The organism is Actinokineospora globicatena, assembly GCF_024171945.1.
Lineage (GTDB): Bacteria > Actinomycetota > Actinomycetes > Mycobacteriales > Pseudonocardiaceae > Actinokineospora > Actinokineospora globicatena.
This window is the reverse complement of sequence record NZ_JAMTCR010000002.1, coordinates 844,987-870,574: the sequence shown is the minus strand read 5'-3', so window position 1 is coordinate 870,574 and position 25,588 is coordinate 844,987. Positions and strand designations below refer to the sequence as shown.

The 25,588-nt window shown below is 71.3% G+C and carries 21 protein-coding genes; 15 read left to right on the top strand and 6 right to left on the bottom strand.

Annotated elements, in window-relative coordinates; genetic code table 11:
* Positions 1-42 precede the first annotated feature (42 nt).
* The 4 genes from LV79_RS04085 to LV79_RS04070 all read left to right on the top strand — a co-directional run bounded on the left by LV79_RS04085 (position 43) and on the right by LV79_RS04070 (position 4,641).
* Complete coding sequence (locus LV79_RS04085) at positions 43-1,824, top strand: glycosyltransferase family protein (protein ID WP_253832179.1); 1,782 nt, start codon at positions 43-45, stop codon at positions 1,822-1,824.
* Positions 1,825-1,899: 75 nt separating this feature from the next.
* Positions 1,900-2,997, top strand: a complete 1,098-nt coding sequence (locus tag LV79_RS04080) for a DegT/DnrJ/EryC1/StrS family aminotransferase (RefSeq protein WP_253832176.1) — start codon at positions 1,900-1,902, stop codon at positions 2,995-2,997.
* Entirely contained in the window at positions 2,994-3,944 is a 951-nt protein-coding gene (locus tag LV79_RS04075) for a Gfo/Idh/MocA family protein (protein ID WP_253832174.1), read from the top strand. The genes LV79_RS04080 and LV79_RS04075 overlap by 4 nt, the downstream gene beginning before the upstream one ends.
* A gap of 13 nt (positions 3,945-3,957) precedes the next feature.
* Positions 3,958-4,641 (top strand): LbetaH domain-containing protein, encoded by a 684-nt coding sequence (locus LV79_RS04070; RefSeq protein ID WP_253832172.1) that lies wholly within the window; start codon positions 3,958-3,960, stop codon positions 4,639-4,641.
* A 368-nt stretch (positions 4,642-5,009) separates the two neighbouring features.
* Here LV79_RS04070 and LV79_RS04065 read toward each other — a convergent pair whose 3' ends face one another.
* On the bottom strand, positions 5,010-6,110 hold the full coding sequence (locus LV79_RS04065) for a UDP-N-acetylglucosamine 2-epimerase (protein ID WP_253832170.1): 1,101 nt from the start codon (positions 6,108-6,110) through the stop codon (positions 5,010-5,012).
* An 86-nt stretch (positions 6,111-6,196) separates the two neighbouring features.
* On the opposite strand from LV79_RS04065, the gene LV79_RS04060 reads away from it, so the two are divergent.
* The 6 genes from LV79_RS04060 (at position 6,197) to LV79_RS04035 (ending at position 13,873) form a co-directional block, all read left to right on the top strand.
* Complete coding sequence (locus tag LV79_RS04060) at positions 6,197-7,210, top strand: glycosyltransferase family 2 protein (RefSeq protein WP_253832168.1); 1,014 nt, start codon at positions 6,197-6,199, stop codon at positions 7,208-7,210.
* Positions 7,211-8,512: a lipopolysaccharide biosynthesis protein gene (locus LV79_RS04055; RefSeq protein ID WP_253832166.1), complete on the top strand. Its 1,302-nt coding sequence runs from the start codon at positions 7,211-7,213 to the stop codon at positions 8,510-8,512. It begins immediately after the preceding gene.
* Between the two features lie 64 nt (positions 8,513-8,576).
* The gene (locus LV79_RS04050; protein ID WP_253832164.1) at positions 8,577-9,314 is read left to right on the top strand and encodes a glycosyltransferase family 2 protein; all 738 of its coding nucleotides are present in this window, start codon (positions 8,577-8,579) and stop codon (positions 9,312-9,314) included.
* Between the two features lie 9 nt (positions 9,315-9,323).
* Entirely contained in the window at positions 9,324-9,773 is a 450-nt protein-coding gene (locus LV79_RS04045) for a DUF2304 domain-containing protein (protein WP_253832162.1), read from the top strand.
* A gap of 232 nt (positions 9,774-10,005) precedes the next feature.
* Complete coding sequence (locus LV79_RS04040) at positions 10,006-11,907, top strand: glycosyltransferase (protein WP_253832160.1); 1,902 nt, start codon at positions 10,006-10,008, stop codon at positions 11,905-11,907.
* A 73-nt stretch (positions 11,908-11,980) separates the two neighbouring features.
* Positions 11,981-13,873 carry a glycosyltransferase gene (locus LV79_RS04035; RefSeq protein WP_253832158.1) on the top strand — a complete coding sequence of 631 codons (1,893 nt, stop codon included), beginning with the start codon at positions 11,981-11,983 and terminating at the stop codon, positions 13,871-13,873.
* Between the two features lie 560 nt (positions 13,874-14,433).
* Here LV79_RS04035 and LV79_RS04030 read toward each other — a convergent pair.
* Complete coding sequence (locus LV79_RS04030) at positions 14,434-14,637, bottom strand: cold-shock protein (protein WP_092785996.1); 204 nt, start codon at positions 14,635-14,637, stop codon at positions 14,434-14,436.
* A gap of 245 nt (positions 14,638-14,882) precedes the next feature.
* Between LV79_RS04030 and LV79_RS04025 the strand changes: the two genes are divergently transcribed.
* Entirely contained in the window at positions 14,883-15,239 is a 357-nt protein-coding gene (locus LV79_RS04025; protein ID WP_253832156.1) for a hypothetical protein, read from the top strand.
* A gap of 72 nt (positions 15,240-15,311) precedes the next feature.
* On the opposite strand, the gene LV79_RS04020 is transcribed toward LV79_RS04025, so the two are convergent.
* Positions 15,312-16,127, bottom strand: coding sequence for an HAD family hydrolase (locus LV79_RS04020; RefSeq protein ID WP_253832154.1), 816 nt, complete (start codon positions 16,125-16,127; stop codon positions 15,312-15,314).
* A gap of 81 nt (positions 16,128-16,208) precedes the next feature.
* Here LV79_RS04020 and LV79_RS04015 point away from each other — a divergent pair, with 81 nt between their 5' ends.
* The 4 genes from LV79_RS04015 to LV79_RS04000 all read left to right on the top strand — a co-directional run bounded on the left by LV79_RS04015 (position 16,209) and on the right by LV79_RS04000 (position 20,045).
* Positions 16,209-17,192 carry an LLM class flavin-dependent oxidoreductase gene (locus LV79_RS04015; RefSeq protein WP_253832152.1) on the top strand — a complete coding sequence of 328 codons (984 nt, stop codon included), beginning with the start codon at positions 16,209-16,211 and terminating at the stop codon, positions 17,190-17,192.
* Between the two features lie 121 nt (positions 17,193-17,313).
* Positions 17,314-18,531, top strand: a complete 1,218-nt coding sequence (gene glf / locus LV79_RS04010) for a UDP-galactopyranose mutase (protein WP_253832150.1) — start codon at positions 17,314-17,316, stop codon at positions 18,529-18,531.
* A gap of 108 nt (positions 18,532-18,639) precedes the next feature.
* Positions 18,640-19,122, top strand: coding sequence for a phosphatase PAP2 family protein (locus LV79_RS04005; RefSeq protein ID WP_253835771.1), 483 nt, complete (start codon positions 18,640-18,642; stop codon positions 19,120-19,122).
* Positions 19,119-20,045: a decaprenyl-phosphate phosphoribosyltransferase gene (locus LV79_RS04000; protein ID WP_285469802.1), complete on the top strand. Its 927-nt coding sequence runs from the start codon at positions 19,119-19,121 to the stop codon at positions 20,043-20,045. The genes LV79_RS04005 and LV79_RS04000 overlap by 4 nt, the downstream gene beginning before the upstream one ends.
* Before the next feature lie 61 nt (positions 20,046-20,106).
* Here LV79_RS04000 and LV79_RS03995 read toward each other — a convergent pair whose 3' ends face one another.
* From LV79_RS03995 to dprE1, 3 genes are all read right to left on the bottom strand, one after another.
* Complete coding sequence (locus tag LV79_RS03995) at positions 20,107-23,187, bottom strand: AfsR/SARP family transcriptional regulator (RefSeq protein WP_253832148.1); 3,081 nt, start codon at positions 23,185-23,187, stop codon at positions 20,107-20,109.
* Positions 23,188-23,458: 271 nt separating this feature from the next.
* Positions 23,459-24,214: a decaprenylphospho-beta-D-erythro-pentofuranosid-2-ulose 2-reductase gene (gene dprE2 / locus LV79_RS03990; protein ID WP_253832146.1), complete on the bottom strand. Its 756-nt coding sequence runs from the start codon at positions 24,212-24,214 to the stop codon at positions 23,459-23,461.
* Positions 24,211-25,578, bottom strand: a complete 1,368-nt coding sequence (gene dprE1 / locus LV79_RS03985) for a decaprenylphosphoryl-beta-D-ribose oxidase (RefSeq protein WP_253832144.1) — start codon at positions 25,576-25,578, stop codon at positions 24,211-24,213. The genes dprE2 and dprE1 overlap by 4 nt, the downstream gene beginning before the upstream one ends.
* Between the last annotated feature and the right edge of the window lie 10 nt (positions 25,579-25,588).

Below are 25,588 nucleotides of genomic sequence, written 5' to 3'. Positions count from 1 at the left end.
GAACGCCCTGGGTAACCTTCAGTGCCCCAAACCTGACGCGTCGTGTCTACGAAAGCGAGCCAGCTGGTGAGCGTCGCTCTATCCCAGGACCGAGTGGTGGAACCGAACCCGGACGAAGAGAGTGTCCCACCCGCCCGCCGGAACCGGGTGCTCGCCGGTCGCCTCGGCGCGGTGGCGGCGATCGCGGCTGGTACGGCGCTCATCGCGGCGCACGGGATGATCTACGGCCACTGGATGATGGACGACGCGGCGATCACCTTCGGGTACGCCCGCAACGTCGCCGAGGGCCACGGCCCGGTCCTGCAGCCGGGGCTCGAGCCGGTCGAGGGCTTCTCGAACCCGACCTGGCTGGTGCTGCTCGCCCTCGGCTCGCTGGTCGGCCTCTTCGACCACGGCACGATCTTCGGCGTCCCGGACTACATCCTGTTCCCCAAGGCGCTGGCCATCGCCTGCTGCGCGGGGATCCTGACGCTGTTCTACGCCACCGCGAAGGTGCTCACCAAGCGGCCGAGGATCGCGACGCTGCTCGCCGGTGCCGCGCTGGCGGCCATGCCCTCGTTCGTCATCTGGATCGTCTCCGGCCTGGAGAACCCGGTCTACGCGCTGTTCGTCACCGCCGTCGCCGCTGTGCTGACCAGGGCGATCGCCGCGGACCGGCTGCTGAACTGGCGCACCGCCACCCTCGTTGGCGTGCTCGCCGCGGGTGCGGCGCTGAGCAGGCCGGACGGTGCGGTCTACGCGGGCGCGTTCGGCATCGTCGCGCTGCTGTTCCTGCGCCGCGACCGGATCAAGCAGACGTTCGTCGCGGGCGCCATCTCCGTCGGCGCGTTCGCGGTGCCCTTCGGCGCCTACCTGGTCTACCGCTGGTTCACCTTCCACCGCTTGGTGCCCAACACCGCCGTGGCCAAGGACCAGCCGCTGCCCGTGCTCGCCGACCTGGGCAAGCCCAGCCTGCTGGTCGACTACGTCGGCTGGGCCTCGGCGCTGCTCGTCGTCGGCCTGGTCGCCGCCACCCTCGCCCGCCGCACCCCGACCAGGGCGCACCTGGCCGGGCTGCTCGTGCCGCTCGGCCTCGCGGTCCTCGCGTTCTGCGTGCTGCAGGCCGACTGGATGGGCGAGTTCCGCTTCGCCACCCCGATCTGGACCCTCGGCGCGCTCATCGGCGGTGTGACGCTCACCATCGTGTGGGACGTGGCCCGCGTCCGCGCCCGGGTGCTGCTGGCGGTCGGCCTGGTCATCGCCGGGGCGATCTCGTTCGTGCAGTTCGACATCTCGGCCCGCGACTGGCGGATGGCCGCCAAGACCCCGCTGTGCGTCGTCGTCGAGCGCGACGCCCGCACCATGAACGGCATGGCCGACATCGTCGGCCGCGACGACCTCAGCGCCGGGGTCATCGACCTCGGCGGCCAGTCCATGGCCAGCAAGCTCCGGCTGATCGACCTGGCCGGGCTCGGCGACGCCAAGATGGCCGAGTTCCTCGGCCGCTCCGACGTGGCAGGCCTGCGCGACTACACCTTCAACGAGGCCAAGCCGAGCTTCATCACCTTCATCGGCACCTGGGACCTGTCCCTCGGCTTCAACATCGACCCGCGGTTCGAGCAGGACTACCACCTGATCTACCACGCGCCCGGCGGCTGGCCCGGTATCCAGACCTCGTACAACCTGGTCGGCTACTGGGTCCGCAAGGACGTCGTCACCGACGAGGCCACGCTCACCCGGCTGCGCGAGTACACCCGGGCCAGGGTCGAGCCGATCCTCGAGCTCAACAAGACCGCCAACCGCCGCCCCTGCGGCCCGGTGCTGCGCCCGGGCCAGACGGAGTGACCCCGGCCCCGGCCGGTACCGTGGGGACGCGATCCGCCAGGACCGCGTCCCCCGAGGTTGGAGCTTGAGCGAGGCATGATCCCCATCACCGTCGTCGACGTCGCCGACGCCGAGCCGCTGGTCCTGGAAGTGCTGCGGTCCGGAGTCATCGCGCAGGGTCCCATGGTCAAGCGGTTCGAGGACGCCTTCGCGGAGGTGGCAGGCGTCCCGCACGCGGTGGCGGTGAACAACGGCACCACGGCGCTGGTCGCGGCCATCGAGGTGCTCGACCTGCAGCCCGGTGACGAGGTGGTGACCACGCCGTTCACCTTCGTCGCCACGCTCAACGCGATCCTGGAGGCGGGGGCGACCGCCCGGTTCGCCGACATCAGCCGCACCGACTTCAACCTGGACCCGAACTCGGTCGCCGCCGCGGTGACCGACCGGACCAAGGTCCTCATGCCCGTGCACCTCTACGGGCAGACCGCGGACATGGGCAAGCTCGTGCCGCTGGCCGAGGAGCACGGCCTCGCCGTGGTCGAGGACGCCGCGCAGGCCGTCGGCGCGACCTTCGACGGGCGCCCGGCTGGCAGCTACGGCATCGGCTGCTTCTCGCTCTACGCCACCAAGAACGTCACCACCGCCGAGGGCGGCGTGATCACCACCAGCGACGCCGCGCTCGCCGACCGGCTGCGCGTGCTGCGCAACCAGGGCATGCGCGCCCGCTACCAGTACGAGGTCGCCGGTCACAACTACCGGCTGACCGACCTGCACGCCGCCGTCGGCATCCCGCAGCTGGAGAAGCTCTCGACGCTGACCGACGCGCGCCGCCGCAACGCCGCCGCGCTGACCGAGGGCCTCGCGGGCATCCCCGGCCTGGAGACGCCCGCTGTGCTGCCCGGCCGCGAGCACGTGTGGCACCAGTACACCGTGCTGGTCACCGAGGACGCCGCCGTCAGCCGCGACGAGTTCGCCGCCAAGCTCACCGAGCGCGGCATCGGCAACGGCACGTACTACCCGAAGCTCGTCTTCGACTACGACTGCTACCGCGACCACCCGCGCGTCATCGCCTCCGAAGCCCCGGTCGCCACCAAGGTCGCCGAGCAGGCCCTGTCGCTGCCGGTGCACCCGAAGCTCACCGCGGACCAGATCGACACCATCGTCACCACCGTTCGCGAGGTGCTCGGCGCATGACCGCACTGCCCAGGATCGCGCTCGTCGGCGTCGGCACGATGGGCTCGCTGCACGCCCGCGTCATCGCCGGGAGCCCCGACTGCGAACTCGCCGTCGTGATCGACCCGCGCGAGGAGTTCGGCACCGCGGCCGCGCAGAAGTACGAGACCACGTGGCGCCCCGAGCTCGGCGACCTGTCCGATGTGGACGCCGTGGTGGTCGCCGCCGCGACCGAGGCGCACCACCAGGTCGCGCTCGACGTGCTCGGCCAGGGCAAGCCGCTGCTGATCGAGAAGCCGGTGTGCGCCAACCTCCCGCAGACCGAGGAGGTCCTCGCGCTCTCGGAGAAGGCGGGCCTGCCGATCATGTGCGGGCTGCTGGAGCGCTACAACCCGGCGGTCATGACCGCGCTCGGCCTGATCGACGCGCCGGTGCACGTCGCCGCCACCCGGCACTCCCCGTACGCGCCCCGGATCAAGACCGGTGTCGCGTGGGACCTGCTGGTGCACGACGTGGACATCGCGCTGCAGGTCTTCCGCGGCGTCGAGCCGGTCCGGGTGTCCTCGGGCATCGGCCAGTTCCACCCGTCGTCGGTGCCCGGCGCGGAGGACGTCGTCGAGGCGGTGCTGACCTTCACCACCGGCGTCGCCACCGTGTCGGCCAGCCGCATCGGCCAGCGCAAGATCCGCACCCTCGCGGTGTACGAGCTCGACCGGCTCATCGAGGTCGACCTGCTCAGCCGCACGGTCACCGTCTACCGCAACGTCGTCCAGGACGCCTTCACCCCGGACGGCCGCGGCTACCGGCAGCAGAGCATCATCGAGATCCCCGAGCTGGTCACCGCCCGCGAACCGCTGGCCACACAGCTCGACCGGTTCCTCGACCTGATCGCGGGCCGCGTCGACGCCGACGCCGAGCGCCGCTCCATCCTGCCGTCGCACCGCGCCGTCGCCGCCGTGATGTCCTGAGAGCGCACGCCTGATGGGTAACCGGATCCACCCCACCGCCGTCATCGGCCCCGAGGTCGAACTCGGTGACGACAACGTCATCGGCCCGTACTCGGTGCTCGTCGGCCCCGCCCGCATCGGCAGCGGCAACTGGTTCGGCCCGCGCGTGGACATCGGCCAACCAGCCGACTACCGCGGCGGCCCGCACCCCGTCGGCTGGGACGGCGAGACCGGCGGCGGCGGGGTGGTGATCGGCGACGGCAACACCTTCAAGGAATCGGTGTCCATCACCCAGGGCATGTTCGGCGTCACCACCGTCGGCTCCGGCTGCTACGTCATGGGCCGCTCCTGGATCGCCCACGACTGCGCCGTCGACTCGGACGTCACCATCACCAGCGGCGTCCAGATCGCGGGCCACTGCCGCATCTGGACCGGCGCCAACCTCGGCCTCGGCGTCGTCGTGCACCAGCGCACCCAGATCGGCCCCGGCGCCATGGTCGGCATGGGCACCGTGGTCATCCGCGAGATCCCCGCCTTCGCCAAAGCCGTCGGCAACCCCGCCCGCACCATCGGCTACAACACCGTCGGCCTCACCCGCCGCGGCGTCCCCGAGGACTCCCTCGCGGCCCTGGTGCCGTACCTCGCAGGCGAGTCCGACACCCTCCCGGACCTCCCCGCCGACGTGGCTGCCCTCCTGAAGTCCTGGCAAGACCGCTAACCCCTGACCAGCGGGATCACGGCTCCGCCTGGTGCGGCCCGCCCTGGGCTTCGCCCCGCGATGGCTCCCGGACGGCCGAACCCGCCTCGTGGGGCCCATCCCCGCCCCAACCACGCCGTGCACGCGGGGGCCGCCTCCGGCACCCCAGCCCCCACCCTCTCCGGGGGGCGTCCCCAGTGCCAGTCTACCGGGGGTGGGGGGTGCGACCTAGGGGTGCGGTTGGGCTGTGGACAACTCGGGGGGTTGTGGATAACTCGACCTGGGGAAACGGGTCCACCGGCGGCGAGATTCACCCGCGAAGAGTCTCCACTATGGACAAAGCAAAGGGGGCGAGCACCAGGCCCGCCCCCCGAGAGCAACTCCGAAGATCAGCAGTGCCCCAGCTGGGCCAGCGTGTCCACGATGATCTCGCTCGGCTGGTACTGGTCCACAAGCGACGGACCGCGCCGGTTCTGGTACGTGGCCAGGAAGTCAGCCAGCTTGTCCTTCTGCATCCCGGTCAGCACAACGGTTTCCCCGATGTGCTGCGGTGATTCCGTGCGCTCCCGGTGGATCGCGCACGGCAGTCCGAGGTAGAAGCACTCCGCACCCAAGCCGCCCGAGTCGGTGACCACGAACTTCGCGCGGGCCATCAGCGGCAGGAACTGCAGGTACCGCATCTTCGGCTGGATGATGAACCGCTTGCTGTCGAACAGGTTCCCCAGGCCGAGCCGTTCGATCCGCTCGCGTTCCGGGGCGCCCGCCATGTACAGGATCGGCAGCTTCGCGCTGTGGTCGCGCAGGGCCTCGAGGGCCTCGCGGTACTTGTCCGCGCGGGAGACCAGTTCGAAGCGGTGCAGCGTCGCCAGGCCGTACTCGGCGGGCAGGTCCAGGTCCGGGAAGGTGCCGTTGACGGCCATCCGCAGCGCGTCGATGGCGGTGTTGGCGCCGGTGTCGATGACCGCGCCGCGGGCGTTGCGCAGGTTGTGCGCCTCGCGGGCCGACGGGGCGAAGTGCAGGTCGACGAGCTTGGCGGCGACCTTCCGGTTGATCTCCTCCGGCAGCGGGCTGAGCAGGCTGCCCGAGCGGCACCCGGCCTCGACGTGGGCGACCCGCGCGCCGAGGAAGCGCTTGGCGATCAGCGCGCCGCCGGGGGTGGTGAAGGTGTCGCCGTGCACGATGACCAGCGGCGGGCGGCCGTCCTCGGCCAGGATCGCGCGCAGCTCCGCGCGGCGGGCCCAGGCGTTGCGGGCGACGGTCAGCGCCCAGCCGGGGACCTGCGACGGGGTCTCCAGGTTGCGCGCCTTGGAGCGCGGCACCAGCCACGCGTCCGGCTCGGGCAGCTGGAGGTCGGCGAGCACCTCGGAGACCTCATCCACGTGCTGCGCGGTGAACCAGATCTTCGGCTTCGTGCCCCGGTTGACGATCGCGTGGTACACCGGCGCGATCTTGATCAGTTCGGCGGTGGTGCCGAGGATGAAGGAGATCACCAGCTGGCCTCTTCGGCTCGACGGCAGAGCCCGGCCAGCATAGGCGCAGTCCAGACCACCCACGTGCCCGGGTATGGTCAGGCGTTGTGAACGCCTCGGTGCCCGCGTTGAGCGTCGTCATCCCCGTCTACAACGAGGAGTCCTGGCTGCCGCGGTCCATCGCGGCCCTCATGGTCTCGCTCGACCGTGCGCGGTGGGAGGCCCAGGTCGTCGTCGTCGACGACGGTAGTACTGACGGCACCGGCGACAGGCTCGCCGAGTTGGCCAAGAAGTACGACAACATCACCGTCGTCAGCCAGGAGAACCGCGGCCGGTTCGAAGCGCGCAAGGCAGGTCTGGCCGAGGCGACGGGGGAGCAGGTCGTCCTGCTCGACAGCCGCGTCATCGTCGAGCCCGACTCCTTGACCTACCTGCGCGACCAGTTCACCGAGCACCCCGAGCGGCGGGTGTGGAACGGCCACATCACCGTCAACTCCGAGGGCAACCCGTACGCCGGGTTCATGGCCGGGCTGGTGAAGATCCCGTGGCGCCGCTACTGCGCCGACCCGAGGCTGACCTCGTTCGGCCCGGAGGAGTTCGACCTCTTCCCCAAGGGCACCACGTTCTTCGCCGCGCCCCGCGAGATCTTCGCGGGTGCCTTCGGCGACTTCGACTCCCTCTACGACGACGTGAAGCTCGCCAGCGACGACACCAGGGTGCTGCGGTGGATCGTCGAGCGGGAGCGGATCAACATCTCGCCCGGGTTCGCCGCCGTCTACAACGGTCGTGAGTCGCTGAAGAAGTTCGCGTCGCACTCTTACTTCCGTGGCACCACTTACGTCGACAGCTACCTCACCTCCGCTGGCCCTGCCCGCACCGCCTTGTTCGGTGCGCTGGCAGTTGGTGCTGTCGGTGTCGTGGCACTGGTGAAGCGCCCTAAGACCACTCTGGTCGCGGGCGTTGTCGGCGCTGTTGCCGGTGGCGCTGTCGCGAAGCGTTGCGGTGCGACCAACACCGAGGCGCGCGCGGTCTCCACGCTGCTGCCCCTCTTCGCGGGTGGGTTCGGCCTCGGTGTCCTCCGCGGCCTGTTCCTCGCCCTGCGCGCCAAGTTGCGCCGCTAGATGAGCGGCAGCACCCCGGAGGCGACGCGCGGCGTCGGTGGCTCCGTCGGCCGGATCAGCATCGCGATCATCGCCGGATCGATCCTCAGCTACGGCGTCGTCATCCTCACCGGCCGGTTGTTCACCCCCGCCGACTACGCCGTTTTCATGACCTTCTGGGGCCTGCTGTTCGGCCTGGGTAGCGCGCTCTCCCCGCTGGAGCAGGAACTGTCGCGCCAGTCCGCGGTGGCCAGGCAGCGCGGCGGAAAGCTCGCCGCGGACGGCCTGACCACGCTGTACGTCGGCCTCGGTGTCGCCGCCGTGGCGGCCGCGGTGCCGTTGCTGCCGTGGGTCAACGAGCGGTTGTTCGGTGAGCACTACGGGCTCGCCGTGGTCGTGTTCGCAGCCGGACTGGGGTTCGCCGCGCAGTTCGCCGTGCGCGGGGTGCTCGTCGGCAACAACGAGGTCAACGCGTACTCGCTGCTGCTGCTGGTCGAGGCGGGCAGCAGGCCGCTGATCATGGTCGGGCTGGTGCTCGCCGCGCTGGACGGGCTCATCACGCTGGCCGTCGCGGTCGCCGTCGGCTCGTTCGCCTGGCTGGTCGTGCTGCGCCCTGCCCGCGCCACCCTCGACCCGACCGTGCCGGGCGACCCCGCGCCCACGATCCTGCGCCGGATGCTGCTGCTGTTCACCAGCTCGGCGCTCACTGCCAGCGTGATCACCGGCTACCCGGCGATGGTCGGCATCCTCGCCCCCGGCGGCGACCAGGACCGCCTCGGTGGCCTCTACGCCGCCCTCGCCGTCTCCCGGGTCCCGCTGGTGCTGTTCTCCGCGCTGCAAGCGCTGGCGATCCCGCTCGTGGTCCGGCTCTCCGCCACCGCCGAGGGCGTCCGCCGACTCCGCAAGCTCCTCGTGCTCGGCACCCTCGGCACCGTCGTGCTGGCCCTGCTCGGCGCGCTCATCGGCTGGCTCGCGGGCCCGTGGGTCGTCGACCTCCTCTTCGGCGACCGCTACGAGGTGCCGGGGTGGGCCGTGGCCGGTCTGGTCTGGTCGGCCGTCCTGGTCGCGATCGTGCAGCTGCTCGCCGCCGTGCTCGTCGCCAGGGTCCGCCCGGGTGAGGTGCTCGGCCTGTGGGCGGTGGTGGCGACCGCCAGCGCCGTCGCCCTCCTGGTGTGGCCGGGCGACACCGTGCTCAAGGCCGTGGTCGGCCTGGTGGCCGGGCCGACCCTCGGGCTGCTCGTCGCCGTGGTGCTGGTGCTGAAAACGGAACCGCGCGACATCCCGGTCATGCCCGACGGCGGCACCGAGACGGTGCCGCGCTAGGGTGTTCGCGCCTGAACTCCCTTGTGCGGACAGTGATAACCCCAGATGATGATAGGTTGCCCCTATGCCTGAGGTGGCCACTCGGCGGATCCTCATCGTGCTCCCGGCGCTCAACGAAGAGCACAACGTCGGCGCGGTCGTGCGCAACGTCAAGGAGAACCTGCCCGACGTCGGGATCCTCGTCGTCGACGACGGGTCCTCCGACGAGACCTCGCGACGCGCCAGGGAAGCCGGTGCCAACGTCGCCAGGCTGGCGGTGAACCTCGGCGTCGGCGGCGCCATGCGCACCGGGTTCCGGTACGCGGTCGCCAACGGCTACGACGTCGTCATCCAGGTCGACGCCGACGGCCAGCACGACCCCAGCCACGTCCCCGAACTCGTCGCCGGGCTCGACAGCGCAGACCTCGTCATCGGGGCGCGCTTCGCGGGCAAGGGCGACTACCGCGCGACCGGACCCCGCCGCTGGGCGATGTGGGTCCTCGCGTTCGTCATCTCCCGGCTGGCCCGCACCAAGCTCACCGACGTCACCTCCGGCTTCAAGGCGGCCGGACCGCGCGCGGTGAAGATGTTCGCCCAGTACTACCCGGCCGAGTACCTCGGCGACACCGTCGAGTCGCTCGTGCTCGCCATCCGCGGCGGGCTCGTGGTCAAGCAGGTCCCGGTCGAGATGCGCGAGCGCAGCGGCGGTCAGCCGAGCCAGACCCCGATCCGCGCCGCGGTGTACCTTGTCCGGGCCGGACTGGCCCTGCTGCTGGCGCTCGTGCGCCGTCGTCCGTCGGTCGAGTCGGCCGACGCTGCCTAGGAGGTCCCAATGGCCGGATGGCGGTTGCTCAGCGTCGTCGTCGCCTGCCTGGTGCTGCTCTTCGTCGTCGAGCTGATGCGGCGGCGCAAGCTGCGCGAGAAGTACGCGGGCATGTGGCTGCTGGTCAGCGTCGGCGTGCTGGTGTTCGGCATCTTCCCCAACTTCGCCCAGGACCTCGCCGACCTGGTCGGCGTGCAGACCGCGTCCAACTTCACCTTCCTGCTCTCCGGGATCGTCCTCGCCGCCGTCAGCCTGCACCTGAGCAGTGAGGTCGGTCACCTGGAGGAGGAGACCCGCACCGCGGTCGAGGAGATCGCGCTGCTGCGCTGCGAGCTCGACCGCACGCGGGCGGAGCTCGACGCCAGGATCGCCCAGCTCGAAGCGGCGCCCGCACCGCAGGACGCGGTCGCCGCCCCAGCCCGCAACGGTTCGCACGCCACCACCTCGGCCAGGTCCTGAGTCCGGCGTGGCACCGGCGGCCACCGCGCCCGACCCGGGCGTGACTGGACTCGGTGTCAGCCGATCGGGTAAGGCGGCGGCGAGCAGGTAGCCTTGGAATGCCTCGGGCGCCGTGCAGCGCCCGGTTCAACCCACGATCGGTCACCCATCGCACCCGGGACCCGCGGGTCGCGTGACCGGTCCGACGAGTGAGACGGCCGCACCCGGCGGCTCTCTGGAGGTCCGAACAAGCATGTCCCGCAGTGCCCCCAGCGCTACCGCCGAGCCCGAGGCCGAGCCGACCGCCCCCGCCACCCGCCTGGTCGCCCAACGCGGGCTGTTCCGCGGACCGGACCCGGTGTGCCCGGACGAGCTCTACACCACCGTCGTCTCCGGCGCGGCCGAGCGGGAGCGCGCGCGGATCACCGTGCAGCCGTTCTCCGCGGTCAGCACCGACACCTACTTCGGCCGGTTCCCGGCGTCGCACTGGCAGCGCTGGACCGTGGTCACCGAGGTGACGGTGGAACTCGTCGTCAGCGGGTCGGCCAAGGTCTCGCTGGTCGCCTCGGACTTCCGCGGTGAGACCAGGCCCGAGGCCGCCGTCGACGTGCACGGCGCCACCGACCAGGTCGTCACGCTGACCGCCAAGCTGGACAAGTTCCTCGACGGCGGCTTCCTGTGGGTGGAGATCGCCACCGACGACACCGGCCTCGCCGTCGACCGGCTGGTCTGGACCGTGGCCGCGCCGGAGGTCTACCGGCCCACCTCGGTCGTCATCTGCACGTTCAACCGGGCCGACGACTGCGTCCGCACCCTCGGCGCCCTAGCCGGTGACGACGCGGCCCTCGGCGTCCTCGACGCCGTGTACGTCGTCGACCAGGGCACCGACACCGTGCAGTCGCGCCCCCAGTTCACCGACCTGGACAACGCCCTCGGCGGCCGGTTGCGCTACCTGCGCCAGCCGAACCTGGGCGGCGCCGGTGGCTTCGGCCGCGGCATGTACGAGGTCACCAAGTCCGGCGAGTCGAACGTCCTGCTGATGGACGACGACGTGCTGTGCGAGCCCGAGATCGCCGTCCGGCTCTCCGCGTTCGCCAACCGCACCCAGCGCCCGACCCTGGTCGGCGGCCAGATGCTGCGGCTGCTGCACCCCACCCGGCTCATCGCCAGCGCCGAGTACGCCGACTTCAACCAGCTCATCCCCGGTCAGGTCGTGCACAACGGCCTCGACGACATCGACCTGCTCGAGCCCGCGCTCGACGCCAGCGGCGAGCCCACCGGGCACCCGGTGCGCGGCGACCGCCGGGTCGAGGCCGACTACAACGCCTGGTGGTCCTGCCTCATCCCGAACGAGATCGTCCGGGAACTGGGCCTGCCGCTGCCGATCTTCTTCCAGTGGGACGACGTGGAGTACGGCTACCGCGCCCGCTCCCGCGGCTACAACACCGTCACCCTGCCCGGCGCCGGTCTGTGGCACGCCGACTTCGACTGGAAGGACGGCGACAAGTGGAACGAGTACTTCGCCGTCCGCAACTCGATGATCGTCTCCGCGCTGCACTCGGCGTTCCCGCCCAAGCAGATCGCCAGGGTGATCACCTCCCGGGTGGCCCGCGCGCTGCTGGGCATGCAGTACGGCTTCGCGGTCACCATGATCAAGGCCGCTGAGGACTTCCTCGAGGGCCCGCGCGCGCTGCACGACGGCGGCCAGCAGGCCGCCGCCGACATCCGCAAGCTGCGCGCCGAGTACCCCGACACCGTGGCGCACCCGGTCGGCAAGCTCCCCGAGCTCGGCCTCGCTGGCGTGCCGCTGATCCAGGCCGCGCCCGCCCCCAAGAGCCCCCGGCTCGTGCTGCTCAAGCGGCTGGCGCACCTGGCGACCGGCCGTTCCGCGCACCCGGTCGGCGCCGTGCCGTCGGTCGACTCGTCGTGGTGGCACGTCTCGCAGTTCGAGAAGGTCGTCGTCACCGACGCCGCCCAGGACGCCGTCCGGGTCCGGGTCAGGGACAAGGCCGCGACGATCGAGCTCGCCAAGCGCGCAGCGCAGGTGGCCAGGAGGATCATCGCCGAGGGCCCCCGGCTGCAGGAGGAGTACCGCGCCGCGGTGCCCGCACTGACCGACAAGGACAACTGGGAGCGGTTGTACGGCCTGCGCTGAGCAGGTCCCACAACCCCACAGGCCCGGGGCAGGCACCCCACCCGGGTGAGGCGCAGTTCGCTGGAGGAGCGAAGTGACCGAGCAGGACGTGGCACAGCGGAGCGAGAACCAGGTGGTGCTGCAGCGGGTGATCCTGCCGCGCGACACCGACCCGGTGGATGTGCGGCCGCTCTACCTGGACGAGCCGGAGACGGCGCACAGCCACGTGTCCTCGCGCACCGCGGTGACCGTGCCGGTCTCGGCGCGGGTGTCGTTCGCGGCGTTCTTCAACGCGTTCCCGGCCGGGTACTGGAAGCGCTGGACCAAGGTCACCGAGGTCATCCTGCGGGTCAACCTGCGCGGTGGCGGCCGGATCGACGTGTACCGGTCCAAGCCCAACGGCGACCAGGCGCACCTGGCCGGCCAGGCCGTCCGGTCGGGCGCGGACTGGACCACCGCCGAGTTCCGGGTCAGCCTCGCCCCGTTCGAGGACGGCGGCTGGATCTGGTTCGACCTGTTCACCGACGACTCCACCCTGGAGATCGCCGACGCGGTGTGGGCGACCGAGCTGGACCTGCCGCCGGTGAAGCTGTCCATCGGCACCACCACGTTCAACCGGGTCGACGACTGCGTCGCCTCGCTGCTCGCCCTCGGCGAGGACCCGGCGATCCTGGACGTCGTCACCAAGGTCTACGTCGCAGACCAGGGCACCCAGAAGATCTCCGGGCACCCGCGCTTCGCCGAGGCCGCCGAGCTGCTCGGGTCCCGGCTGGAGGTCATCGAGCAGGGCAACCTGGGTGGCTCCGGCGGGTTCAGCCGCGCGTTCTACGAGTCGATCGAGCACTCCGACGTCGACCAGATCCTGCTGATGGACGACGACATCGCCCTCGAGCCGGACTCGATCCTGCGGGCCAGCGCGTTCGCCAGAGCCGCGACCAGCCCGATGATCGTCGGCTCGCAGATGCTCAACCTGCAGGAGAAGGCCCAGCTGCACAGCATGGGCGAGGTCGTCGACCTGCACAGCTGCTACTGGCGCCCGGCGCCCGGCGCGGTCACCAAGCACGACTTCGGCGAGGAGACGCTGCGCGAGACCCCGGAGCTGCACCGCCGCATCGACTCCAGCTACAACGGCTGGTGGATGTGCCTGTTCCCGCGCGAGATCGTCGAGGCCAACGGCCTGCCGCTGCCGCTGTTCATCAAGTGGGACGACGCGGAGTACTCGCTGCGCGCGCTGGCCAAGGGCTACCCGACGGTGACCCTGCCCGGCTCCGCCGTGTGGCACATGCCGTGGACCGACAAGAACGACCTGTCGGACTGGACGGTCTACTTCCACCTGCGCAACCGGCTCGTGGTCGCCGCCCTGCACAGCCCGCACGACCAGCGCGCCGTGCTGGTCAAGCAGGGCATGCGCAACACCCTGCGCCGCCTGCTGTCGATGGAGTACTCGACGGTCGCCATCGAGATCAAGGCGATCGAGGACTTCCTGGCCGGTCCCGACCGGCTCTTCGACCTGCTGCCGACCGCCCTGCCCGAGGTCCAGCGCATCCGCAAGCAGTACCCGGACGCCCAGACCCTCCCGTCGGCCAGCCAGTTCCCGCCCCCGTCCCTGGACGCGGTGCACGCCGAGCGGATGCTGCGGCCGCCGGTGAACCCGGCCAAGATCGCCGCCCAGGCCTCCAAGGCGCTGCTGCACAACCTGCGCCCCCCGGCCCCCGAGGCCGCCGACCGCCCGCAGGTCAACGTCCCGGCGAGCAGCGCGCTGTGGTTCCTGCTCGGCAACCTGGACAGCGCCACCGTCTCCAACCCCGACGGCAGCGGCGTCGCCTTCCGCAAGCGCGACCCCAAGATCTTCCGCGACCTCTCCAAGCAGGCCGCCGCCGCCTACCGCCGCCTCGCCGCCGAATGGCCCACCGCCCGCGAATCCTGGCGCGCCGCCATGCCGGAACTCACCTCCACCGAGTCCTGGCGCAAGGTCTTCGAGAACTGATGTGAGCCGAACGCGATGAGGGCGGGCCCTGACGGGGCCCGCCCTCGCTGCGTTTCCGACCCCCTGACGGCCTTCCTGCGGCCCCAAGCCTCGATTCCCGCCCTAGGATCATGCCCGCGCCTCTCGGCGTCTCAGCGCGGCCCGCTCGGCCCTCGCCAGACCATCGCCGGTCTCGCTGGCCTTGTGGCATCACAGCCCCCAAGTCCGCATGGTCGTCGACCGCATCCCGAGATGCGCTCCGCCCCCAGGCAGCCTTACCGCGCTCGGTTCCCCCCGCCGCCGCAGGTAGCCCCACCGCACCCGGTCCCCCCACCGACACCGGTCTCGCGCGCGCGGTCCCACCCCTGCCCAGCCCCCACCCTCTCCGGTGGGCGGCCCTGGTCCAGTCTACAAGGACCCCCGACAGTGGATCTTGGAACGACCCCGGTGGAGATCCACATGTGGATAACTCCTGTCACCCGGCGGAGGGAATTTGGGGAGCCGGGGACGCGAAGAGGGCTCGGAAAAGGCCTGAGGCCCGGCCCCCGCGAACGGGGACCGGGCCTCAGGTTCGAGCAAACTCAGAGAGCGCGCACGCCGGTGGCCTGCGGGCCCTTCTGGCCCTGGCCGATCTCGAACTCGACGCGCTGGTTCTCGTCCAGGGTCTTGAAGCCCGAGCCCTGGATCTCCGAGTAGTGCACGAAGACGTCGGCGCCGCCGTCGTCCGGCTGGATGAAGCCGAAGCCCTTCTCGGAGTTGAACCACTTCACTGTGCCCTGTGCCACGTCTATCTCCTCAACAGGTACCGCTTGGCTCTGCGCGGTCGCGCAAACCCATGGTCGGTTTCAGACGGCGACTTCTCCGGCTTGACCTGGAGGAAAACCGCGCGCCCGCAACGATCTCTTGCGAGCGTGATCTAACACGTACTCAAGAAAATTCACGACCGGATACAGTCAACCACACACCGCAGCACCCGCGCACCCGCATGCCGGGGGTTGCGACAGACCACCCGCTGGGAGACGCTGTCAAGGTGAGCGAGCTCGCCAGTGACAACACCGAGTCCATCGCACTCCGCCTCGACGATGTCGGCGTCTCCGTCGACCTACCGAGGCCAGCCAATGTGGGTGACCAGGTCCAAGGCGTCCCGTACCGACCGGTCGAGTTCCGAGACGACGACCTGCCCACCGCGCTCGAGCGGGCGGCGTCCTGGCTGCGGCGCACGCAGGACTGGCTGGGCGAACCGGTCGATGTGATCGCCATCCACCTCGACTACGACGACCGCGAGGGCAGGCCGTACTACGACGTCAAGCTCCTCTGCAACGACGAGGACCTGGCCGGGGCCCCGATCGCCCTGCGCGAACACCTGGCCCGCGGCACCGACATCTGACCCACCCGCGCCCCCGTCCCACCCGGGGCGGGGGCCATCCAAAGAACCACCCGTTTGCACCAGCGCTTGCCGCTAGAACCAGCGCTCGAGCACCTGCGCGACCCCGTCCTCGGAGTTCGGCGCCGTCACCTCGTCCGCCGCGGCCTTGACGTCGTCGTGCGCGTTGGCCATCGCCACGCCGTGCCCGGCCCAGCGCAGCATCTCGATGTCGTTGGGCATGTCACCGAAGGCGATCACCGCCGACTGCTCGACGCCCACGATCTCGGCCACCTCGGCCAGGCCCTTCGCCTTGGTCACCCCGCGCGCCGAGATCTCCAGCAGGCCCTGGTTCGTCGAGTACGTCACATCGACGCTGTCGCCGAGCAGTTCCGTGGCCGCGAACAGCATCTCCGCGCTGGTCATCGACGCGTGCCGGACCAGCAGCTTCACCGCGGGCCTGCCGAGCACCTCGGCGCGCGAGCCGATGGTCAGCTCGTCCACCGCGTCGCCCCACGGGTTCGAGTAGCGGGCCTCGGCGGCGTACGGGGCCTCCAGGTGCGGTCCGCCGATCACCACCCGTTCGGCGGCCACCGCCATGCCCGGGATCGCCTTGTCCAGGACGTGCGTCACGTCGTGCAGCTGCACCGGGTCCAGTTGGTGTGCCGAGACCACATGCCCGGTGCTGATGTCGTAGATGATCGCCCCATTTGCGCAGACCGCGTACCCGTCCAGCCCGGCGCTGCCGGACACCGGCGGGATCCACCGCGGCGGGCGACCGCTGACCAGCACGAAGGGCGTCCCGGCCGCGACGACCCTGGCGATCACGCCCACTGTGCGTTCGGTCACCCTGTCCCCCAGGCCGAGGAGGGTTCCATCGATGTCGGATGCGACGAGGCGGGGCGAGTCCACCTGGCCATCCTCCCGCGACTCGGCAACCGGGTTCCGGTGGCCTTCGTTACCCCCGGGTCGGGCTGGCGCTAGGTTCGCCTGGTGCGCGTAGGAATTGTCATTCTCCCCGAGCATCGCTGGTGGGCGGCCGAACCGCGGTGGCGCGGAGCCGAGGCCTACGGCTTCGACCACGCCTGGACCTACGACCACCTCGGGTGGCGGACGCTGGTCGACGGCCCCTGGTTCGACTCGATCCCCACCCTGACCGCCGCGGCGATGGTGACCTCCGAGATCCGACTCGGCACCTTCGTCGTCTCCCCCAACTTCCGCCACCCGGTGCCGCTGGCCAGACAGGTGCTCGCCGTCGACGACATCTCCGACGGCCGGTTCATGCTCGGCCTCGGCTCCGGGGCGAGCGGTCTCGGCCAGTACGACCGCCGGGCCATGGGCCACGGCGGTGAGGACACCACCCCGGCCCAGGTCGCCGACCGGTTCGCCGAGTTCGTCGAGCTCTCCGACGCCCTGCTGACCGGTCAGCGGACGACGTTCTCCGGCGAGTACTACCGGACCGAGGAGGCCAGGAACGCCCCCGGCTGCGTGCAGCGGCCCCGGGTGCCGTTCCTGGTCGCCGCGAACGGGCCCCGGGCGATGCGCCTGGCCGCCCGGTTCGGCCAGGGCTGGGTGACCACCGGTGCCCCCGGGGCCGAGTCGGTCGACGCCTGGTGGGCCGACGTCGCCAAGCGGGCGGCCCGGTTCGACCGGGCGCTCGACGAGCTGGGCCGCGACCCGTCGACCATCGACCGGTACGTCAGCGTGGACGCCTCGCCGCTGTTCTCCCTGGCGAGCGTGGACGCGTTCACCGAGCACATCGGCCGGGCCCGCGACACCGGGTTCACCGACGTGGTCATCCACTGGCCGCGCCCGGACGGCCCGTACGCGGGCCGGGAGCTGGTGCTGGAGGAGGTCGCCGCCGACGTGCTGCCGCTGCTCGGCGGCCGGGCCACCCGCCGCGACGCCGAGAACTCCGCGAACCCGGGCAACGGGAGCGGGGTGTCGGGCGTCCGAGATGGCGGGGGAGGGAAATAGGGGGACCGATCGGCCCCGGCGACCGGGGGAGGACGCCGGGGCCGATCTCCGTCCGCGCCCCCCGGGGTGATCTGTGCCTCGCTGTCAAGGGGAATCCGGCGCGCGGGTAGCCTGGCCCACCGTGAGCGCGGTTGCAGAAACCAGTGATGACAACTACGACGGGTACGACCTCGTCATCGTCGGGTCCGGGTTCTTCGGCCTGACGATCGCCGAGCGCACCGCAACCCAGCTGGGCAAGCGGGTGCTGGTGCTGGAGCGCAGGCCCCACATCGGCGGCAACGCCTACTCGGAGAACGAGCCCGAGACCGGCATCGAGGTGCACCGCTACGGCGCGCACCTGTTCCACACCTCGAACAAGCGGGTGTGGGACTACGTGAACCAGTTCACCGAGTTCACCGACTACCAGCACCGGGTGTTCGGCAAGTACCAGGGCCAGGTCTACGCCCTGCCGATGAACCTGGCGCTGATCAACACCTTCTTCGGCAAGTCGCACACCCCGGACGAGGCTCGGGCGCTGATCGCCGAGCAGTCCTCGGAGATCGCCACCGAGGACGCCAAGAACCTCGAGGAGAAGGCGGTCTCGCTGATCGGGCGCCCGCTCTACGAGGCGTTCATCCGCGGCTACACCGCCAAGCAGTGGCAGACCGACCCGAAGGAACTGGCGCCGTCGATCATCACCCGGCTGCCGGTGCGCTACAACTTCAACAACCGGTACTTCAACGACACCTACGAGGGCCTGCCCGTCGACGGGTACACCGCGTGGCTGGAGAAGATGGCCGCGCACCCGAACATCGACGTGCGCCTGGACGTGGACTACTTCGACGTGCGGGACCGGATCCCGGCAGGCACGCCGACCGTCTACACCGGACCGCTCGACCGGTACTTCGACTACTCGGCCGGTCGGTTGAGCTGGCGCACGGTCGACCTCGAGGTGGAGGTCCTGCCGATCGGTGACTTCCAGGGCACCTCGGTGATGAACTACAACGACCAGGACGTGCCCTACACCCGGGTGCACGAGTTCCGGCACTTCCACCCGGAGCGCACCCACTACCCGACGGACAAGACGGTGATCGTCAAGGAGTACTCGCGGTCCGCGGGTGACGACGACGAGCCGTACTACCCGATCAACACCGCCGAGGACCGGACCAAGCTCGCCGCCTACCGCGAGCTGGCCAAGGGCGAGGCGGCCGCGAAGAACGTCATCTTCGGCGGTCGGCTGGGCACCTACCAGTACCTCGACATGCACATGGCGATCGGGTCCGCGCTGTCGGTCTTCGACAACAAGGTGGCACCCCACCTCACCGCGGGCGCGCCGCTCGACGGGTCCATCGACGTCTAGGCGAAACGCCGGGGCTGTTCCCCCGATGCTCTGTCGGGGGAACACCACGACTGGGGAGGAAGCCAAGTGGACCGCAGCGCGTCCGCGGCACGGCGGGAGACCGCCGCACTGAGCCGCGTGCAGGGCGCCATCGGGAAACCACCGGTGGTGACGGCGGCCAGGGGCTTGTCGTTGTTCGGGGAGCACAGCGCGGGCTGGTTCGCGCTCGGCCTGCTCGGCGCGGCCGTCGACAAGGACCGGCGCAAGGACTGGCTGGTCGCCGCCGGGGGAGTGGTCGCCGCGCACGCCGCGTCGATCGCCATCAAGCGGGTGGTCCGCAGGCCGCGCCCGGACGACCCGTCCGTGCAGGTCCTGGTGGGGACGCCGAGCAAGCTCAGCTTCCCGTCGTCGCACGCCACGTCCACCACCGCGGCCGCCGTGTTGTTCTCCGGGCTGACCGGCCGCAAGCTGGTCCCGGTGCTCGTCCCGCCGATGCTGCTCTCGCGGCTGGTGCTCGGCGTGCACTACCCGACCGACGTGCTGGCGGGTTCCGCGCTCGGCGCCGTCGTCGGCGGGCTGCTGCGGCGCAAACTCCGGGGAGGCAAGCGGTGAGCGACCAGGCGACCGAACACCGGACCGAATCGGGTACCCCGACCGCGCGACCCGGTGTGGTCGCCGGGTTGGTCCGCACCGCGCGGCCCCGGCAGTGGGTCAAGAACGTGCTGGTGCTGGCGGCGCCGTTCACCGCCAACCGCATCTTCGAGCAGGACGTGCTGGTCGCGGCCGTGATCGCGTTCGCGGCGTTCTGCCTGGTCTCGTCCTCGGTGTACCTGGTCAACGACGCCATCGACGTCGCGGCCGACCGGGAGCACCCGACCAAGCGCAACCGCCCGATCGCCTCGGGCATCGTGCCGGTCCAGCTGGCCTACGTCGCGGCTGCGGTGCTGTTCGTCGGCTCGCTCGGCGTGAGCCTGCTCGCCGGGTGGCAGCTGACGGTGGTGCTGGCGGTGTACGCGGCCGTGCAGCTGGGCTACTGCCTCGGCCTCAAGCACCAGCCGGTGATCGACCTGTGCATCGTGGCCTCCGGGTTCCTGCTGCGCTCCATCGCCGGTGGCGTCGCCGCGGGCATCCCGCTGTCGCAGTGGTTCCTGCTGGTCACCGCGTTCGGCTCGCTGTTCATGGTCTCCGGCAAGCGCTACGCCGAGATCGTGCTGTTCGAGAAGACCGGCGCCAAGATCCGCGCCTCGCTCTCCAAGTACTCCTCGAGCTACCTGCGCTTCGTCTGGGCGACCGCCGCCGCGATCATGATCACGACCTACTCGCTGTGGGCCTTCGAGATCCGCGAGCGCAACCCGCACAACTCGGTGTGGGCGGTCATCTCCATCGTCCCGTTCGTCATCGCCGTCCTGCGCTACGCCGTGGACGTCGACGGCGGCCACGCGGGCACCCCGGAGGACATCGCCCTCAAGGACCGCGTCCTGCAGGTCCTGGGCTTCTCCTGGGTGGCGTGCCTCGCCCTGTCGATCTACCTGTAGCTCCTGCGGGGACCTGGCACCCCGGTCCCCGCAGCTACAAGTTCACCACATCGGGTCCCACTCAGCGCCGTTCGGCGACTGACGTGCAGTTGCGGACCCGCATCGACCACATCCCCGCGGTGAGCTCGGCCAGCTCCGCGACCTCCCGGGTCCCCGCCTCGGCGAACAGCGCCACCGCTCGGGCCCAGTGTGCGTCGGCCAGCGCGGGGTCGGTGTCCACCTCGGCGGCGGCCAGGTCGCGCAAGGTCCGGGCCTGCCACAGCGGCAGCCGCAGCTCGGTCCACTTCCCCAGCGCGTCGACCAGCAGGCCCGCGGCGGCCTGGGTCTCGCCCTCGGCCAGAGCCAGCTCACCGAGCGTCCTGGTCATCAGGGCTACCCCGAACCGGTCGCCCTGGCCCGTGCACAGGGTCAGGCAGTCGGCCAGCGACTCGGCCACCCCGGCCACCCGGCCCTGCCGGATCCGGGCCTTGGCCAGCGACTGGGCCGCGTAGGTCGCCCCCAGTTGGTCCCCGGCGGCGCGCAGCACCGACTCGGCCTCCTCGCTCAGCGAGACCGCCAGGTCCACCTCGTCGACCGCCCGGTGGCACAGGCCCAACCCGCGCAGTGCCAGCCCGGCGCCCCGCGCGTCGCCCAGGGCCCGGTAGGCCTCGGCGCACCGGGTGAACCGGCTGGCCGCCGACGGGATGTCGCCCAGGTCGCGCCAGATGGAGGCGAGGCCGTAGTCGGCTGCGGCGACCACGATCAGGTCACCCGCCCGCTCGCCGATCTGGATCGCCCTGGCCAGGTGCTCGCGGGCGAGCTGGAAGTTGGCCAGGTCGCGGTGGACCGTGCCCACGCCCACCAGGGCGATGGCCAGCGTCGTGTCGTCGTCGACCTTGGCCGCGCCCTCCGCCGCCTGGGTGAAGTGCGCGAGGGCGTCGGGGTACTCGTCCTTCTCGTAGTAGAGCTGCCCCAGCCCGGTCAGGACCGTGGCCTCGGCGCGGGTGTCGCCGGTGTCGCGGGCCGCCGCGAGGGCGACCTCGTGCGTGCGCTGCCAGCCGTCGAACTCGTTGCGGGCGGCGAACGGGGACGACAGCAGCGCGGCGATCAGCATCGTGGTCATCTCGTCGATGCCCAGCTCGTGCGCCCGCTCGACGGTCCGCACGACCGCGCCGGTCTCCGACTTGAACCAGCCCGACGGGTCCTGCTGGGTCTCCGCGACCAGCCTGGCGTCCAGCTCCACGCCTGCCCGCAGCACCGGCCGCAGCCCGAGGGTGACCCTGGGCAGCTTGTTCGCCCCGGCCTCCACCAGGCACATCCAGGCGGCCAGCGTCCGGCACACCGCGGCGGCCACCGCGTCGGCAGGCTCCTCGCGGTTGGCCTGCTCGGTGCCGAACAGCTGCACCATGTCGTGGAAGCGGTAGCGCACCCGGCCGATCGCGTCGATCCCGGCGACCTCGACCAGCCGCAGGACGACCAGCCGCTCCACCACGTCCTCGGCCTCGTCGACGCCGACCTCCAGCAGCGGGGCGGCCAGCCACGAGCCGAAGTCCGGCAGGTCGAGCAGGGCGAGCAGGTGGAAGGCGTGCCGGTGCACGTCGTCGAGCTCGGCGTAGGTGAGCAGCAGCCCGCAGCGGACCGCGAGGTCGCCGTCGGCAGGCTCGTCGAACCGGCGCCGCTCGTCGGTCAGCCGGGTGGCCAGCGCCCGCAGCGGCCAGTGCGGTCTGGCCAGCAGCTTCGCCCCGGCCGCGCGCACCGCGAGCGGGATGCCGCCGCACAGCTCGGCGATGGTCGCCGCGGCCATCGGTTCCGACTCCACCCGGCTCAGCCCGACGACCCGGCCCAGCATCCGCAGGGACGCCTCGGTGGAGAGCAGGTCCAGCTCCACGCGCACCGCGCCGAACAACCCCGGCAGCCGCGACCGGCTGGTCACGATCACCAGGCAGCCCGGCGCCTGCGGCAGCAGGTACCTGACCTGCTCCTCGTCCCTGGCGTTGTCCAGCACGACCAGCAGCCGCTTGCTCCCGACCCGGCCGCGGAACAGCGCGACCCGCTCGGCGAAGTCGGCTGGCATGTCGGCCGCCTCGACCCCCAGCTCGCCGAGGAACCGGCTGAGCACCTCGTGCGCGCCCAGGTCCCGGCAGCTGCCGCGCAGGTCGGCGAAGAGCTGGCCGTCCGGGTAGCGCACCCGCAGCCGGTGCGCGGCGTGCACCGCCAGCGCCGACTTGCCGGTCCCGGCCGCGCCGGACACCACCACCGCCGGTGCCGCCGCGGCGCCCGCCTCGCTCAACGCCATGATCGTGTGCAGCTGCTCGGCCCGGCCGGTGAAGTCGCTGACGTCCGGCGGCAGGTTCCTGGGCACCGCGTGCGGGGCGCTCGAGCGCGTCGCCACCCGCCGCCGCGGCCCGGGGGTGCGCAGCGAGCCGTTCAGGATCGCTGAGTGCAGCTCCCGCAGCTCGGCGCCCGGTTCGACCCCGCGCTGCGCCATCAGCTGCTCGCGGCCGTTGCGGTACACCGCCAGGGCGTCGCCCTGCCTGCCGCTCTCGTGCAGCGCGCGCATCAGCAGCACCCTGGACTGCTCGCGCAGCGGGTGCGCGTTCACCAGCCTGCGCAGGTGGGCGGCGACCTCACCGGCCCTGCCCTGCTGCAGCATGCACCTGGCCAGGCCCTCCTCGGCGGCCAACCGCTCGTCGGCCAGGCTCGCCGAGCGGCTCCTGGCGAACCCGGCCTCCACCCCGCCGAACGCCGGACCCCGCCACAGCCGCAGCGCCTGCTCGAAGAGCCCGGTCGCCGAGTCGTGGTCGTGCTGGCGCTCGGCGTGCCTGGCCGCGTACAGGTGGTTCTCGAAGCTCTCCAGGTCGCTGTCGGTCGGGTCGACGTCGAGCAGGTACCCCGGCGCCTTGGTGGTCACCGACCCCTGCCGCCCGGCCGCCGTGACCGCCCGCCGCACCACCGACACGTAGTTGTGCACCAGCGCCGCCGCGGACGCGGGCGGCGACTCGTCCCACAGCAGGCCGATCAGCCGCTCGGTCGGCACCACCTGCCGCGGCTGCATCAGCAGCGCGGCCAGCAGCGCCTTCGGTTTGGCCCCGCCGAGGGTGATCGCCGCCCCGTCCGACTCGTCGGATCTGATCTCGACCTGCCCCAGCACCAGGATGCGCACTTCTCTACCCCCAGGTCAGTGTGCTTGGTGACCACTATCGGCCGTTATCGGCGGGAAGTCACCACCGCGCCGTCAGCGGCTCGGTGACCGGTGGCGCTGGGGCGCCGGACGTGCCAGGGCACAGCTCGCTGACGTGGTGGGCAGCTCAGTGCCCGCACCCCCGCCGACCCCCGCCCGGCCTGCCGAAACGCCTCCCAGCGCGCCATGGATCCCCCCTCTCCGCCCCGAGGGGATGCTAGCCCGGCGTGCGCCGCGCGATGGGGCGAACGCCTCAGATGGGGAGCTTGCGGAAGATCGGCCGCGGCACGTGCCGCAACACCGACATCACAACCCGCCACGGCGCGGGCGCCCACACCAGGTCCCGCCTCGCGCGCACCGCGTCGACCGCGATCTGCGCGACCTTGTCCGGGGTGGTGGCCATCGGCGCGGCCTTGAGGCCCTCGGTCATCTTGGTGTGCACGAACCCGGGCCGCACGACCGTGACGGTGATCCCCTTCGGCCGCAGCGCCTCGCCGAGCCCCAGGTAGAAGCCGTCGAACCCGGCCTTGGTCGAGCCGTAGACGAAGTTCGACCTGCGCACCCGCTCACCGGCGACCGACGACAGCGCGATGATCGAACCGTGCCCCTGGGCGCCGAACCGCTCGGCCAGCGCGATGCCGACCGACACCGCCGCCGTGTAGTTCACCTGCGCCGCCTCGACCCCGGCCGCGTGGTCCTGCCACAGCTGCTCGGCGTCCCCGAGCACGCCGAACGCGACCACCGCCACATCGATGTCGCCGTCGCCGAACGCCTCCGCGACGACCTTCGGGTGCGAGTCGAAGTCGCGGGCGTCGAAGGCCACCGTGCGGACCGTGGCGCCCAGCCCGCGCAGCTGCTCGGCCGCGGCGTCGAGCCGGGCGGACGGCCGCGCGGCCAGGGTCACCGTCAGCGGCCGCTGCTTGGCGTAGTTGGCGGCGATGGCCAGCCCGATCTCGGACGTGCCACCGAGCAGGAGCAGGGACTGCGGGGTACCGACTGCGTTGATCAAAGTCCGAGCCTTCGCGATTGGTCCGAGGTGAACAGGCCGTCCGGGTCGACCGCGTGCCGCGTCTTGCGCCACTGGTCGAGCCCCGGGTACATCCGGTGGAAGGTCTCCGGCGCGGTGCGCGACTCCTTGGCCAGGTACAGCCGTCCGCCCGCGGCGAGCACCTGCTCGTCGAGCCGCGCGCAGAACTCGTGCAGACCGGGCGTGATCGGGAAGTCGACGGTGATCGTCCAGCCCGGCTGCGGGAACGACAGCGGCGCCTGGTTGCCCTCGCCCATCCGCTTGAACACGTTGAGGAACGACACGTGCCCGGACTCGGCCATCTGCCGCACGATCGAGCGCAGCTCGGCGTCGGCGCTGAACGGGATGATGAACTGGTACTGCAGGAACCCGTGCGTGCCGTAGGCCCGGTTCCACTCCCCGAACATGTCCAGCGGGTGGTAGAACGCGGTCAGGTTCATCACCTGGCCGCGCGACTGCTTGGGCGCCTTGCGGTACCAGGCCTCGCCGAGCAGCTTGAAGGTCAGCTTGTTGGCCAGCCCGTTGGGGAACACGTCCGGCAGCGTCAGCAGCTGCGGGGCGTCGAAGCGCAGCGGGTCCTTGCGGTACTTCTTGGGCAGCTCGTCGAGCTTGGCCAGCGAGCCGCGGGAGAAGACCGCGCGGCCGAGCCTGCCGTCGGTGGAGATCGAGTCGAACCACGCCATCGAGTACTCGTAGCTGTCGTCCGTGCCGTTGGAGAACACGGCCAGCGTCTCGTCGAGGTCCGCGGTCCGGTCGGTGTCGGAGATGAAGTACGCCGACTCGGTGTGCTTGAGCGCCACGGTGGCCCGCAGGACGATGCCGGTCAGGCCCATGCCGCCCACGGTCGCCCAGAACAGCTCGGCTTCGGGGCCGTCGGGGGTGAGGGTGCGCACCGAGCCGTCGGCGACCAGCAGGTCCATCGCCAGCACGTGGTTGCCGAAGCTGCCCGCGCTGTGGTGGTTCTTGCCGTGGATGTCCGAGCCGATCGCGCCGCCGATGGTGACCTGGCGGGTGCCCGGCAGCACCGGGACCCACAGGCCGAACGGCAGCGCCGCCCGCATCAGCTGGTCCAGGTTGACCCCGGCGTCGAGCACGGCGACCCCGGAGTCGGCGTCGATGGAGTGGATCCGGTTGAGCCCGGTCATGTCCACGACCAGGCCGCCCGCGTTCTGCGCCGGGTCGCCGTAGGAGCGGCCGAGGCCGCGGGCGATGACCCCGCGCGGGCCCGCGGTGGCGACCGCGGCGATGACGTCCTCGGGAGTGGTCGGGGTGGCGACCGAGGCGACCGTCGGCGCCGTGCGCCCCCAGCCGGTCAGCCGCCGTGTCTCGTACTGTCCTGGCTCCACCGGACCCAGG

Bases quoted from the DNA above. Each gene is read 5' to 3' on its own strand.
- LV79_RS04080 (WP_253832176.1), top strand. From the start codon at position 1,900: ATGATCCCCATCACCGTCGTCGACGTCGCCGACGCCGAGCCGCTGGTC.
- LV79_RS04075 (WP_253832174.1), top strand. From the start codon at position 2,994: ATGACCGCACTGCCCAGGATCGCGCTCGTCGGCGTCGGCACGATGGGC.
- LV79_RS04070 (WP_253832172.1), top strand. From the start codon at position 3,958: ATGGGTAACCGGATCCACCCCACCGCCGTCATCGGCCCCGAGGTCGAA.
- LV79_RS04055 (WP_253832166.1), top strand. From the start codon at position 7,211: ATGAGCGGCAGCACCCCGGAGGCGACGCGCGGCGTCGGTGGCTCCGTC.
- LV79_RS04050 (WP_253832164.1), top strand. From the start codon at position 8,577: ATGCCTGAGGTGGCCACTCGGCGGATCCTCATCGTGCTCCCGGCGCTC.
- LV79_RS04045 (WP_253832162.1), top strand. From the start codon at position 9,324: ATGGCCGGATGGCGGTTGCTCAGCGTCGTCGTCGCCTGCCTGGTGCTG.
- LV79_RS04040 (WP_253832160.1), top strand. From the start codon at position 10,006: ATGTCCCGCAGTGCCCCCAGCGCTACCGCCGAGCCCGAGGCCGAGCCG.